Origin of the sequence: Bacteroides sp. GM023, assembly GCF_014750685.1 — a bacterium.
In the GTDB taxonomy this organism is placed as follows: domain Bacteria; phylum Bacteroidota; class Bacteroidia; order Bacteroidales; family Bacteroidaceae; genus Bacteroides.
The window spans coordinates 90,926-104,719 of sequence record NZ_JAAXGE010000007.1 but is presented as its reverse complement, the minus strand read 5'-3'; the positions used below and the strand labels follow the sequence as shown (position 1 = coordinate 104,719).

Below are 13,794 nucleotides of genomic sequence, written 5' to 3'. Positions count from 1 at the left end.
GTTTGAATGCGTTTTTCTTCTTCACTGGTACAGCCAAACAGAAGAAATAAGAAAAAAACAAAAACGTAACTCTTCTTTTTCATATTCTATTCAATTTGTTTACATAACAATATTTATTCGTCATTCTCTTCATTCAGCAATCGTACTTGTTCCCTTTCCACCTCACGCTTCATCATACGGATAGCAGGAGTTTTAAACTTCATTGGTTTATCAATAATCATCCCGGCAACACAGAGTATACGGTTACGGTCTCCGATTTTCTTGTATAAATGAAATAACTTATAAAGAGGCAAAAAACGAGAGGGACACATCATAGATGCACTATTAAAATATTTCTCCGCCAATTCATACTTTCCTAAATTCTGATAGCTTTCTCCGATAATAAGTTCCAAATCATAGTCAGCCCAATATTTACGACATCTTAAAGCCGTATGTAAACTCTCCTCATATTGTTTGTTTTCCAAAAGTATAGCAGCATAGTTGTAAAGGAAATAAGGATTATCATCGAGTGTAATTTCCAATTTTTCATAAAGCGGAAGAGCCTTGTCATACGCTCCGCAAAGTGCAAGTCTGGACGCTTCGCCCCATTCTTTCTCAGACTTTACATATTCTGCCAATTTGTAAATTCCACCAAGCGAGCAGAGAACTACGAGAATGCACAGAACATTTCTTATCACCGACAGAGTAAGTATTCTGACCATATATTCCTTTATGAGAATACAGACACACACGAAGATGATAACCCATGTGAAAGGATATGTAAGCGGATAAGAAAAAAGAGAGAAAATTCCTATCGAAGCCAAGGAGTAAAGAGCTACTATTTTCTCCATACAAGGATACTTCCAATAGCAATACACCAATAAAGCTATCATTATAAATACCACCAGCAAGCCACAGAATCCAAAATTCAGGAGAATCCCCAAAAACTCATTAAAAGGCCGTTTCACATTACCTGCTAACAAGTAATAGCGACTTTGCCCACTCTGCCTAAAGTAATCTGCCTGATAATCCATATAGTGTGCTTCAAAACTCCCTATACCATGCCCAAACCAAGGTGCATCTTTCATCATATTCACATCGCATTGCCAAATAAGTAACCGTCCGTCTGCCGAATCTTTTTTCAACCAGTAACATCCGGTCAATAATAAAACAAAGCCTGCAAAAGACAGGTACTTTACCCATCTTTTGCGAAAAAACTTTGTACACAAAATAGTAATACAAATAACCGCAATGCTCACAATAGCAGCTCTTGACTGCGAAAGAACAATAGCTACTGCCATTACACCCCCTGCTACCCATCCGGCATAGCGGATATATTTATGGTTATTTTCTAATGAAATGAATGCAATGAAAGGCAATCCGACACACAGACATGACGCAAAGCCCGCAGGATTTTCAAAACTTCCTGTCACTTCAAAATGAGAAGATGTTTGAAACAATCCAAAGAATTGCATTATTCCAAGCACCGCCTGCAAAAAACAAGAAAGAATAATGATGAAACCATACGCAGAAACATCTGTCTGCTTTTCCTTATCCGGCTTACTGAATATCATTTTAAAAGCCCCATATATCAGTGCTACAAATAGCGCAAACAAAGCAAAACACCATTTAGGTACTATATATGAATCTGTAAATTGTCGAGAGCAGATAAAAAGACTGCCTAAACATAAAACAGCAAACAAACAATGAGATATTTTTATCATTTTCTCATACTAATATGCTCCACTCAATTTTTCTAATGTCCGCAAAAGTTGCCGGGTCCTTCCTCCAAGTGTTATACCTTTAATGATTCCGTTATTATCAATCACAACGTTTGATGGATGTACGTAAATATGCAATACATCAGTATACACATCATTATAACCAGGAACTACAATTATGTTCTCCCAATTTAAATGCAACCTTTTCATTAAATTCTGTACCTCTTCTAAAGAATCGGTAGTCAGTGCTACGAACCGAACATTCGGATAATCTTCGGCCAGTACATCTAAAGCAGTAAGTTCCCGTATACAAGGTCGACAATGCCTGTTCCAAAAACATACAACAGTTATATCAGATTCATTCATCTTAACAACTTTACCATTCATATCCAAGAATTCTGCTGATGGAAGCGTTTTGCCCATTAAAGTTTCAAGGTTGGGATGCCTATAAGTCAAATGAATTTCCGTTCTTTCATTCGTTCCCTTGACGGAAATAACATATTTACCAGTATCTAAGGAGTCGACATGGGCCTGTTCGGTAATAGGTCGCTGTTCGGCATCAAAATATAAAATAGTGTCACCTTCTATACTAATCTGATTATCCCCTAGTTGAGTTATTTTCTGAGCATAGCAGCCAAATGGCAGAAGAAATAATAAAAGAACAATTATAGATTTCATGTTTTCATTGTTTTTGTATGAGTATGAGGTTGAATCAAAATACTTGAAACAACCTCACAATCAATTATTAAAAAAATCATCTTTGCTTCTTTTGCAATTTACAATACTTCCTGTCACCTTTTGAACAAAAGCAGCTAGGACCATTTTGAGTTTTAGCAACCTCACAATCGGGACATTTGTTCCTATCTTCGTTTTTACATGAATATATTGTTAAGTCGTCAGTGTCCCCTCCTTCTCCTCTTGTCTTAATTATCTTAGATGTTAAATCACCATCTAATGTCGTATTACTCATTATTAAGTTACTAGAATGGCCATCGTATGTCGTATATCTAACTTCAGCAATAAAGCCATAATCTGTATCATAATAAATTACATCATCAATGTTAACATCTTTATTCTCGCAATATTTTTCTTCTACAACTTCCGCTATTATGTTTGTCAGTATTTCTACATTTGCCGCAATTTTTTGGCCATTAGGAGCTATCAAATTAATTGTGGATTCATTATTATCAACAAATTCATCCATCTCTTTATCACAACTCCCAAGCGCAAATCCCATTATTGCAATTACTAATAAAATCCTTTTTTTCATGTTTTTCAGTATTTATATTCATATAAAGCACAACCTTCAACAAGCCCCTCATCACAAGCACAACGTACTTGATTATTTTTCTTATCATTTATGACCCTGCATTTTTGACACTTATTATTATTCCTTTTCTTACAACTATAACTGACGTAGCCTCCGTCACCTTCAGAGCCATCTTCACTTCTAGTCTTAATCTTCGATACGAAAGTGTTTTCTCCACTTGTTATTATTATATTACTTTCGATGCCATCTTCTGTTATATATTCAATTTCGGCACTTAAACCAATAGTTAGAGAATCATATTGGATACTAACTATTTCGTAATCTTTACTTTCCCAATTTCCTTGTTCGATAATCGGAGCCAACATTCTTTTTAAATGACTTATATTTTCCGCAATATATTGACCACTAGGAGCTTGCAGATTAAGGTTCTTTTCTCTTGCGGACACTTCGTATCCATCAGAATATTCGTCTTCAGTAGCATTACAACCACTAAGTCCTAATATCATAATAGACAAACTTATACTTAATAGAATTATTATTTTTTTCATTTTAATCAAATTAATTGTTTTACATATATACGAAACTCACTTTCCCTATTTTGAAATCAAGTCAAATCACTGAACCTCCTTTCTTTTGTGATTGTGAAGAATTATTTGCTACAATTCTTATTTTACGTATAGGGTAGACGCCATTAGACTTCAGTATGATCTCTCTTTCTACCTCTTCATTCTTGTCAATAGTAAATTCAAAATTAATATATTGTGTCTTTCCAGGAGGTATAGTATAAACCTCATCACCTATTAGTTTCACACAAGAACAACTAAGTTGGATTTCTTGAATATTGAGGGGAGCAATACCTGAATTAAAGATTTTAATTTCAAACAGTTTGGGAATACCTATCTTACAATCATCTAATTCAATGAGTGCATCACATTCTAATCTAGGCTCCATTCTTACATCATAATTTGGATTAACAACTCCTTTTGCAGTAGTCAAAAAGTCAGGATAGATTTCCAACTCCCAAGCATCCTCAAAAGCTAATAATTGCTTGGCCGCCAATTGAGCTGAATCAAGTTTATTATGTTTAACAAAATTCATCATCTTCAAATAAACCGTATAAGGATAATTGACGGAAGACAGCAAATGATTTATTTGTGCTTCTATATCAATCCCATTTTGAAGTTCCAAGTTACAGTGAAAAACATCATTCAAGAGTGGTATTATTTGTTCTTTATTCATTGAGAAATTGCTATAGTAAGCTAAATCCATACATATTTTTCCCATTTCAACGACCTGTTCTATGCAATTAAAACATTTATGAGATGCTCCAGGGATAATATCAATTAATTCACCCGAAGGAGCAAAAATGCATGTAATAGGTACCGAATTTGAATATAGCCATTGCCCATACCATTTATTTTGAGGCAACTTTACATCTACCATATTAAATACTGTTTTAATCGGATTTTTTTTCAAACGCTCTAGATATATTCTAGATGTCAAATTTGTTGTATCCAGCAGAACGATACAGAAATTCTGATTCTTCTCCATAGCAATTTTCTGTGCTTCAGAGAATGTTTTGTTTTGAAGTATCTCATTTTGCCTAGAAGTACAACTCATTAAAATCAATGATATAACTAATATAGTCATAAAGTGTCTCTTTTTCATCATCTTTTTTCTTTTCGGCAAAAATACGGGTATTTCAACAGAAGCACAAGAGGACGTTACTATCACTACCATCATTACATTCTGTACATCAACAACATAGTATCACACAAAATCCTTAGATACTCCCATATTGTAACAATCCTCCAATCCATCATTTGTGGTTTAATTGCATATTCCACAAGATTAAATGCCAAAAAATAAACAAAAGAGAACTTCATGATACACCATACATGAAGTTATTAAACATAATCAGCCACGACTTCTCCTTTTGTTCTCTTCCATCATTCCGCACTCAATGATTAAAGATATAATATTAGCAAAATTACTCTTCATTTTGCAACAATCCATAAAGCGCTCTATTCAAAACGAATTATTTGACATACTTTTGGACAAAAAACGACAAGCAAAACAGTCAAGAAAAAGATGTTACACTCATTATTAAGGTATTTAGTTGTATATCAAATAGATAAAAAATTACAAACAGAAGAATTAAACCAATATTGTAACAAATATATCCATATTTAAAGCCTGTTTCAGTAGTATTCTGACAAGATCTTATCGTATTATTTGTCGTTTTTTCCTTTCTTTGTATCAAAATTAAAAACAGGCAAAGCTATGAGCAAGAAAAAAAGAAAGAAGAATAGTTTGTATGCAGCAGTCATCATACTTCTATCCGTTACATTCGTTATTTACAGTTGCAGTTCCGATGAATGCGAATACACAAATGAATCAAACGAACTTATCGACTCCATTACCAAATCAGATGAATTTTGGGATTTCGAATTATCCAGCGAGTTATTAGCAGACAAATTCCAAGATTACACTTTGAAATTAGACTCAGTGGAATATAATAAACTCATGGAAAATCTGAATGATGATGATTACATGGAAGACTTTATCAGAAAAGCGGACCTGGAAAAAGAACTCCAGCAAATGAATGAAGCGAAAGAAAACTTGATTCGGCATACCGAATTCTCTCGACTTAGCGAAAATGAACGGAGCTTATTGTTCAGGCAGTATGCTGAAAGCCGTGAATTTACAGGAAAAAGTCTTTTGAAGACACGGACAGAAGGTGACACTAACAACTGCGAAGCAGAGAGACAGGCTGCGTATGCACAAGCAAAAGCGGATTATAATAGTGACATTATTAACTGTAGAATGGGGTCCTCCACAAATAATTGCTATGCACATGCATTATCGAGATACGAAAGAAACAAAGATATAGCAGATATAGAATACAAATCATGTATACAAAAAAATTAATTATATACATAATTCTCAATAGTGCAATGTGGCTTATCAGTATTGCAATGTGTTATTTACATCGTTTTATTGACAACCTGAACTACACATTTCAAGATTTCCTAATATTCTTTTTTGAGCTTCTTGCACGAATAACACTTGTAATGGGAGCTATCAGCCTATTTCCACAAGAACCATACTCCAATAGGCGAGTATGGTTCTATTATATCATCATGGGTGGAATTTTGACTACTATCTACACACTTATAAAACTGGCAGGCACTCTGCAAAAGCTATTATTTTAGCCCCGTTTGTAGAAAAGCCTCCAGTTCCTCATCACCAAGTCTTAAACGTTTCCGAACACGAGACCTCATCGTACGATAAGTCCCATCAGTAATGCAAAATATAGACAATATTTCTTCTTTCGTTTTATACATTCGAATAAGTACACACAGTACAATATCTCGCGGTGTAAGCTGCCAGCCTTGTTTTTTCAACCAAGTAAAGAAATCAGGATCAATCATTTGGCATTCTTCTACTAGTAAAAGATAGTCTTTGGCGGAAAATTGGGCGATAGACCGATTCTCCATAAGTTTACGAACTAAAGTTATATTTTTCTGTTTTGTCGGAGGAGAATCCAGTAATTGCTGTATTTTCTGAGTTTGAAGAATAGTTTGTCGTCGTTCGTCCGCCAATTTCTGATACAACGTTGTGGAGACTTTAATAGTAGCAGCTATCATTATGCCAACAACGGCCAACACGGGAATGGTATATTCAGATAGGGTCGGTGCAGCCTCCATATAGATTTCTCTCGGCATTATCATATAAATCTCATCTGCCGTAATCAAAATAAAAGCAGCTATGAACTGCCAGTCTATTACTTCAGAAATTCCAATACGCTCTCCCTTTGCATGAAATGTCCATAGCAATGCCCCAACGAAGAGGATCAGCCACATCAATAGATGCATGGAAGATGAAAATGCATCAACATACATTTGAGGAAAGAAAGCCTGAAATATATAGGCGGCCAGTAAAATCAAACAACAGAGTGCACCTCCCGACAGTAATTGTCTAAAAGGATAAGTAGATAATTTCATCATTTATTCTATATTTGTGTTCTTGAGTCACAAATATACGCAAAGAAATACAGAAGAAAAAAGATTGATAATATTTTTTTCAGTCTAGATTTCTGAAAGACTCATTCAGCGTTTTCATTTAATCCTGCTATAAGTTCCCTAAGAAATTGCAATTCTTTTCGTTCTTTCTGTATATCGCCATTTTCTTGCAGATGTATCTTTTTCCTCCATCTAATTTCTTTATTTCTATCTACAACATACCAATGATACAGTACAGAATTTTTAAGTTGAGATTCATCTTGCTCCATCCTTACAATAGGATAGTTAATGTTTTCCGAAAGTAGAGCATCTGAAGTCCTGTTTTCAGGGTTATTAAGATAAATCAGGGCCAATGCAGTCGTACCATTATTTCCTTCGAATTCTTTCTGCACCTTTTGTAAGAAAGTTAGTCCAATCTTATTTCTTTCATCATCTTCACCTCCGACATAAACAATCAGGTTCTTATCTTGAAATTGGCTTATAACACTATCTTGAGATAAGGTAGATTCTGCCTGATCCAATAGTTCAACGATTTCTAACTTCTTAAACCCACTATCTTTGACAAAACCCAATTCATTCCACCGGACAAAACCATAAGAAGATACTCCAATACAAACCAATAGATTTACCAATGCCAACGCCACCTTTCCTAGTTTATTAAGCCGAGTATACCACCAACCCAACAAAACAACTATTATCTGTAAAATTGTATCAGGGAAAGAAGGCAATGCAATCATAAAATGTCCCATAAATACCCTTACAATAATATCCGGTACTAAGTCTGCCAATAACACCAATAAAACAATTTTATATGGTTCCACCACACCACTATATCTGCCAAGGAAATAAACGGTTAACATCCAAAAGACTATTCCGCGGATCAATGTTCCCAAATAAAGTGGAGGATTCTCAAAAAGACAGAACATACGAAATGGACCAACAGCAAAAGTTAGTAGAAGAGATACTACCAGGATAATTAAATATACTTTATTTTTCATAAGTAATGGACTTTTCACAAAGATACGATACATATAAATGACACACAAATGGGCGTTACACCATATCATCTATATGATATTGATTGTCAGCAATATAAAAACACAAAGACACCCAGTTTTATATATAATTGTAACAAATTGATTCTTATCATAAGACAAAAAAAGCCTATATTATCCTATGAGAGAACTACAGCCTTCACCGCTTTCACCTTCTTCCTGAAGCCTCTGTCCTGAACAAGAAAGCGGGTGAAAGCGACCATGCAAAAACTCTTTAATCACACCTTCAAAGCTTTCACCGGCATACTTCAAATCATCTCCCCTTATCGCCGTATCACATCTCGTGACACCCCATAGTAACCTGCTGCAGGTACATAAATCGGTTGCATACGTTTACCTATATTTCGAAGTTTTCCTTCTTCCAGTAGTCGACGGAGATGACGGTTGGCTGTAGTACGTGTCATGCAGCACGCTTCCTGAAAGTCATAGCGGAGCATCACATCATGTTCGGCAAAATATTCCTTCAAACGCATATCTACCTCAACTTCGGTCAATGGTTCTGAGTGTCGTCCATATTTGCTCCGGCTGACTTTGACACCGACAAGTTCCCCTTTCAGGTGGGCATCGGGACGAAAACCAATCGTTTTCAGTTTTATCTTCGACGATTTATTCGGAGTATTGCGGATTACTTTCTGTGTACTCTGCAAAATAGGAGCAAAATAGCCAAGTCCCTCGATATGTATCTCGCGTCCTTCGCGCAGTTCTTCACTGCAAATTTGAGCTAACATAGTGACCGTGCTTTTCACATCACCCACAGAAAGCGAACTGCGTCCATGAATCATATGACACAGTTTCTCCGTGTCTATCTTGCCATTCAAAAAAATGCGGGGATGCAAGCCTTTCTCTTCCGAGTCGTCGGATTCACCGGGATTCTCGTACCAATCGTAAATAATAGCCATACGTTGTTATCGTTTAAATAGTAACTAGTTTTCATGCAAAAACCATAAAGATACAAATGAACCACACAAGTGGTTCATTTAATCCACTATTGTAATTCAATTAAACCACGAAAGTGATTTGATTAGTCCACAAGAGTGAATCATTCATAACTCTACGCCAAAGATACGATAAAACATAGAGATAAAAGCGATAACTAATAACATTCTTCCATAGGGTAGAAATAATTCTTTTTTTGCACAAAACACTTGCAAACCGGTGTGCGCATGTAGTACATTCGCAGTATCAGAATCTGAAAAACAAGCTATTTTTAATCACTTTAAAAACAAAAATAATGAACGCAATAACATTGATATGGAAACGTATACAGCAAGGACTGGGAATGTTTTCAATAAAAGAAGAAAGTAAAGAAGCGGAAGAGACGCAAAAGACAGAAAAAACAGTCGTAGAAGAAGTCGTGGTGGAAGTCGAGCAGGCAGTCGAAAATACAGTCAAAAGAGAAAAGAAAATTGAAGTTGGAAAAGAGAAAGAAGAGAAAGAGACTGAACGGAGACAGCCTGTCCGTCTCACTCAGGAAGTACGTACATTTCTGCAAGAACATTACGATTTTCGTTACAATCTACTCACAGAAGAAACGGAATTCCGACCAATAGACGGATGCGGTGTACCTTTTGAGCCTATAGGTAAACGAGAACTGAATACGTTTTGCATGGAAGCACATGATCAGGGCATTTCTTGTTGGGACAAAGACTTAAGCCGCTATGTTTATTCCACCTGTATCTCCAGTTACCATCCTTTCAGGCTTTACATAGAAGAATTACCCGAGTGGGATGGCATTGACAGGCTGGATGCTTTGGCACATCGTGTGTCCGACCGTCCACTTTGGGTAAAAAGCTTCCACACATGGATGCTGGGACTCACAGCACAGTGGGCAGGAATGACAAGTATACATGCCAACAGTGTGGCTCCTATTCTCGTCAGCAGTGAGCAAGGCCGGCAAAAATCCACTTTCTGTAAATCGCTAATGCCTCCGGTGTTGTCACGTTACTACATGGATAATCTTAAATTATCCGCACAAGGAAAAGCGGAACGACTGCTCGCAGAGATGGGACTCCTCAATATGGATGAGTTTGATAAGTACGGAACGCAGCAAATGCCGTTGTTGAAAAACCTGATGCAAATGGCAAACCTCAACATTTGCAAGGCATATCAGAAGAATTTTCGTAATCTGCCACGCATCGCTTCTTTTATCGGCACAAGCAATCGTTTTGATTTGCTTTCCGACCCAACCGGCAGTCGCCGATTCATTTGCATAGAAGTAGAACACATCATCGACTGCGAGGGCATAGCGCATGATCAAATATATGCCCAACTGAAAGCGGAACTACTTTCCGGGGCGCGCTATTGGTTTACAAAAGAAGAAGAAAGGGAATTACAACGTCATAACGCATCTTTTTATCGCCCTTGTCCGGCAGAAGAGGTTTTCCATGCCTGCTTTCGTACAGCCGAACCCGGCGACGAAGGGTATGAGAGTCTTTCAGCATCAGATATATTCAGAAGATTGAAAATGTATAATCCCTCTGCGATGCGGGGGAGCAATCCGGCTACATTCGCACAAGTCTTGCTGGCAGCAGGAGTCATTCGGAAACATACTAAATATGGGAATGTATACTTGGTGAAACCGTTGAAAGCATTATATGCCACTTCGGAAGACGAGGTTTCACCCATAATAAACTAGTAAAAAAGGAGTTAACACACCGGTGGAAGCGATGAAACAGAGCTAAAGTTATATTGAAAAGCATGACGAAAATAAAAAATAAAGAAAAGGTCTGCATTTTAAAGAAAGAAACATTTAACTTTGTTACATCACTAAAAGATATGCCAATGAGCAAATATGAAGTTAATCAAAATGAATCGGATATTCTTCCTAATTTACTGCATCTCACTAATGCGGAAGACATTGCATTGGCTGAATTAGAAGGATTCATGTATGCAGAATTATTTTTAGAAAATGAACTTGATACTAAAACACATTTTAATTCTGCATATATATGCCGTATACATGAATTAGCTTTCAAAGATTTATATTCTTTTGCAGGGAAATATAGAACCACCAATATATCCAAAGGAGGATTTGTTTTTCCAGCAGCATTATATATTCCCCAGTCTATGGAAAACTTTGAAAAAGATATACTTCAAAAACTTCCGGATAAATATGATAATCGACAGCAATTAATAGAAGACATTGCTAAAGTACATGCTGAGTTATTGTTTATCCATCCCTTCAGAGAAGGAAATGGCAGGACTGCCAGAATTCTGGCAAATATAATGGCAATCAAACAGGGATATGCAAAATTAGACTTTTCGCCATTTACGGGAGAGTTATTTCCTTCTTATATAGAAGCTGTACAAAGGGCTGCTGATATGAATTATACTTATATGGAGAAAATCATCGAAAAGTGTTTTGAAGACGATGTTGAACCTTTTGATAAATAATAGAAGCCTTTTCTTCGGATATAGAAATCCCTTCCAATTTAAAAGAAGCAATCATGGAAGCTATTGTCTGCTTCTTCTCTTTATCTGAAAATTGTTTTAAAGTTCTATTTCTTTTCATACTATCAAGCATTATATCTTAGTTCATTTCCAATACAAAGATACTCTTTTCTCGCAATATATCCTCTTCTACAATACATTATTTATATCGCAGATATATCAAAGAGTAAATTAGTAGTCGAGCCATTGACATCCCAAACAACAGATGCCAATGGCTCGTCAATCTATTTACTCCTTTGTATTCGGGAAAGCGGATATTCTCAATCGTGCCGCACCCATAGGAATCAAAGTAATCTCTTCCTTATCACCTCTTACCGCATCTTCTTCCGGCAATACGCCGCAGAGTCCGGTCTCGTCAATCTTCCATGCGGGAATCAGACGCCCGGTAGCTTTCACTTCCAAAGGTACGTTGGCTACTGTGAAAGGGTAGTTATCAGCAGGCCAGGACTTACGGATGACTTTGAAGTTTTTCAAAGGTTCTCGCTTATCTAATACTAATGAATAGTTCCAGGGACTGTCCGGATAGATTTCAGTAGTAGGCCATTTCTCTGGGTCAGCACCTTTCTGCCATTTAGAATCGCCGATGGCCGTTTCACGGCTGTCTTTTTCGACATACTTTTCTGCTATTTTGAGAGACAAAGTGAGAGGCCCATAGTCTACGCTTACGCTGTTTTTATTGACTTGCCAGGTACGCATAGACAGAGACATAGGCAGAGTTAATTCTACCCTATCTCCGTTCGACCATTCGCGGTTGATACAGAGATATTTTCCGGATACGGGAGATACATTTACTTTCTTGCCGTTTACACGTACTTCTGCCGCCTGAGTCCATGAAGGAATACGGAGATAGAATGGAAAAGCGACCTTTTCATCGGTAGAAATTGTGAAAGAGATGGCTTCTTCGAAGGGATAATTTGTCTCTTCGCGGAGAACGATTTCCTTGCCGTCAGCAACTTTAACCGTAGCTTTGCAGGCGGCATAAATAGCAGTTGCCACTCCATTGTCGGGAGTTGCCAATACCAGGTGCTCTGCAAAGTAAGGCCAGCCTTGTGCATGGTTGTGCTGGCAGCAACGGCTGCTGAAAGGATTCATCGAGAGGAACGGTCCACGGTTATCAATGCCCGGATGATGGTTCTTCGAATCACTGACCGTATGGTTCGGGCAAGTGATATAGCGTAATGCTTTGAAATCCGGCATCACGGCAGCAGGATAAGAGTTGAATGCCACTTCTTCGCAGTGTTCCGCCCACATCGGGTCGCCTGTCATGCAAAGCATGATTTCATCGGATGCCATCTGTTCCACCAGTCCGCAGGTTTCCACTCCCTGGCGGGGGTCGATATATCCCAATCGGGCATTCTCATCCGCACCGAACATACCACCGGGCACTTGTCCGAAAGTACGGCGAATCAGATGATGGACATTATAAGAAGCCTTCAGCAGGGCTGAATCTCCGGTCTGCATATAATAAGTGGCAGGTTCGCGGAAACATTGGGCAATGTTCACGTTGTGCCAGTTGGGCAGAGAGGTAGATTTAGTCCAGTCGGCGGTGTTGCGGTGAATCTTTTCGGCGAGGTCGAGCAGGAAAGCATCGCCGGTATGGTTGTAAAGCCAGTAGATGCTGATTATGTTATCGCCGCCACGGCTATTCTCCCAGTAATCTTTCAGCAGTTGATCGTCGGGGACGGTCATTTGCCATTTGAAATAGTTAGTCATCAGATCAATGACACGCTGATCCTGTGAATACTCATAGTAGGATTGCAGACACCAAAGCATAATCATTTGCGCCCAAAGCTCACGTTTACCATTGCGCTCATTGACCGGGCCGAAATAGCCATCCGGCTGACGGCTGGCAAATACGCCTTCAATCCAGTATTTCGTTTCCTCTATCATCTTCGGGTCATTGAGGATATACGCTAAATTACCGTATCCCTTCAGCCAGTAAGGAACTTCTTCCCAACCATGATCGCCACCGGTAGTCAGCCAGGCATTGTTATCCTTTTCCAGCCAGGCACTGATTTCTCCGAGATGTCCGGTCAGGCCGTCACGTTGCAAATCGAGATACTTCTTCACCCACCCTTCGGGCTGGATGCTGCCTACCGGCAACTTAATAAAGTTCAGCGGACGGAGCGGGGCACGATATCCCACATAATTTGTATTAACAGACTGAATATCGGGGCGTTCTACAACTGTCACGGTGCCATCTGAAGAAACAGACGCACATGATGTTACCGTAACGCCGAACCCGAACAGTATCAGCATACCCACGAACCATACAATTCGATGTCCAAAAGTTG

General features: G+C 38.0%; 12 protein-coding genes. 3 read left to right on the top strand and 9 right to left on the bottom strand.

The features are described 5' to 3' along the window. Window positions 1-113: 113 nt before the first annotated feature. The 5 genes from HC965_RS15930 to HC965_RS15910 form a co-directional block, all read right to left on the bottom strand. On the bottom strand, window positions 114-1,553 hold the full coding sequence (locus HC965_RS15930) for an O-antigen ligase family protein (RefSeq protein ID WP_223854913.1): 1,440 nt from the start codon (window positions 1,551-1,553) through the stop codon (window positions 114-116). A gap of 159 nt (window positions 1,554-1,712) precedes the next feature. After that, entirely contained in the window at window positions 1,713-2,378 is a 666-nt protein-coding gene (locus HC965_RS15925) for a thioredoxin-like domain-containing protein (RefSeq protein WP_191032383.1), read from the bottom strand. Between the two features lie 76 nt (window positions 2,379-2,454). After that, on the bottom strand, window positions 2,455-2,970 hold the full coding sequence (locus HC965_RS15920; protein ID WP_191032382.1) for a hypothetical protein: 516 nt from the start codon (window positions 2,968-2,970) through the stop codon (window positions 2,455-2,457). Window positions 2,971-2,975: 5 nt separating this feature from the next. Continuing rightward, entirely contained in the window at window positions 2,976-3,518 is a 543-nt protein-coding gene (locus HC965_RS15915; RefSeq protein ID WP_191032381.1) for a hypothetical protein, read from the bottom strand. A 61-nt stretch (window positions 3,519-3,579) separates the two neighbouring features. Further along, entirely contained in the window at window positions 3,580-4,620 is a 1,041-nt protein-coding gene (locus HC965_RS15910; protein WP_191032380.1) for a DUF1573 domain-containing protein, read from the bottom strand. A gap of 633 nt (window positions 4,621-5,253) precedes the next feature. On the opposite strand from HC965_RS15910, the gene HC965_RS15905 reads away from it, so the two are divergent. Then, entirely contained in the window at window positions 5,254-5,901 is a 648-nt protein-coding gene (locus HC965_RS15905) for a hypothetical protein (protein WP_191032379.1), read from the top strand. A gap of 275 nt (window positions 5,902-6,176) precedes the next feature. Here HC965_RS15905 and HC965_RS15900 read toward each other — a convergent pair whose 3' ends face one another. The 3 genes from HC965_RS15900 to HC965_RS15890 all read right to left on the bottom strand — a co-directional run bounded on the left by HC965_RS15900 (window position 6,177) and on the right by HC965_RS15890 (window position 8,949). Then, window positions 6,177-6,980 carry a hypothetical protein gene (locus HC965_RS15900; RefSeq protein WP_223854912.1) on the bottom strand — a complete coding sequence of 268 codons (804 nt, stop codon included), beginning with the start codon at window positions 6,978-6,980 and terminating at the stop codon, window positions 6,177-6,179. 98 nt (window positions 6,981-7,078) lie between these two features. Continuing rightward, window positions 7,079-7,993 carry a hypothetical protein gene (locus HC965_RS15895; RefSeq protein WP_191032378.1) on the bottom strand — a complete coding sequence of 305 codons (915 nt, stop codon included), beginning with the start codon at window positions 7,991-7,993 and terminating at the stop codon, window positions 7,079-7,081. A 320-nt stretch (window positions 7,994-8,313) separates the two neighbouring features. Beyond that, a complete protein-coding gene (locus HC965_RS15890) occupies window positions 8,314-8,949 on the bottom strand; it encodes an HU family DNA-binding protein (protein ID WP_191032377.1) in 636 nt (211 codons plus the stop codon). Between the two features lie 332 nt (window positions 8,950-9,281). Between HC965_RS15890 and HC965_RS15885 the strand changes: the two genes are divergently transcribed. Then, a complete protein-coding gene (locus tag HC965_RS15885; RefSeq protein ID WP_191032376.1) occupies window positions 9,282-10,685 on the top strand; it encodes a VapE domain-containing protein in 1,404 nt (467 codons plus the stop codon). Between the two features lie 62 nt (window positions 10,686-10,747). Next, complete coding sequence (locus HC965_RS15880) at window positions 10,748-11,443, top strand: Fic family protein (protein ID WP_223854911.1); 696 nt, start codon at window positions 10,748-10,750, stop codon at window positions 11,441-11,443. A gap of 285 nt (window positions 11,444-11,728) precedes the next feature. Here the strand turns inward: HC965_RS15880 and HC965_RS15875 are convergent, their stop codons facing one another. Further along, entirely contained in the window at window positions 11,729-13,759 is a 2,031-nt protein-coding gene (locus HC965_RS15875) for a beta-L-arabinofuranosidase domain-containing protein (RefSeq protein WP_191032663.1), read from the bottom strand. Window positions 13,760-13,794: the final 35 nt, after the last annotated feature.

Bases quoted from the DNA above. Each gene is read 5' to 3' on its own strand.
- HC965_RS15915 (WP_191032381.1), bottom strand. From the start codon at position 3,518: ATGAAAAAAATAATAATTCTATTAAGTATAAGTTTGTCTATTATGATA.
- HC965_RS15885 (WP_191032376.1), top strand. From the start codon at position 9,282: ATGAACGCAATAACATTGATATGGAAACGTATACAGCAAGGACTGGGA.
- HC965_RS15925 (WP_191032383.1), bottom strand. From the start codon at position 2,378: ATGAAATCTATAATTGTTCTTTTATTATTTCTTCTGCCATTTGGCTGC.
- HC965_RS15920 (WP_191032382.1), bottom strand. From the start codon at position 2,970: ATGAAAAAAAGGATTTTATTAGTAATTGCAATAATGGGATTTGCGCTT.
- HC965_RS15900 (WP_223854912.1), bottom strand. From the start codon at position 6,980: ATGATGAAATTATCTACTTATCCTTTTAGACAATTACTGTCGGGAGGT.
- HC965_RS15880 (WP_223854911.1), top strand. From the start codon at position 10,748: ATGACGAAAATAAAAAATAAAGAAAAGGTCTGCATTTTAAAGAAAGAA.
- HC965_RS15875 (WP_191032663.1), bottom strand. From the start codon at position 13,759: ATGCTGATACTGTTCGGGTTCGGCGTTACGGTAACATCATGTGCGTCT.
- HC965_RS15895 (WP_191032378.1), bottom strand. From the start codon at position 7,993: ATGAAAAATAAAGTATATTTAATTATCCTGGTAGTATCTCTTCTACTA.
- HC965_RS15910 (WP_191032380.1), bottom strand. From the start codon at position 4,620: ATGACTATATTAGTTATATCATTGATTTTAATGAGTTGTACTTCTAGG.
- HC965_RS15890 (WP_191032377.1), bottom strand. From the start codon at position 8,949: ATGGCTATTATTTACGATTGGTACGAGAATCCCGGTGAATCCGACGAC.
- HC965_RS15930 (WP_223854913.1), bottom strand. From the start codon at position 1,553: ATGATATTCAGTAAGCCGGATAAGGAAAAGCAGACAGATGTTTCTGCG.
- HC965_RS15905 (WP_191032379.1), top strand. From the start codon at position 5,254: ATGAGCAAGAAAAAAAGAAAGAAGAATAGTTTGTATGCAGCAGTCATC.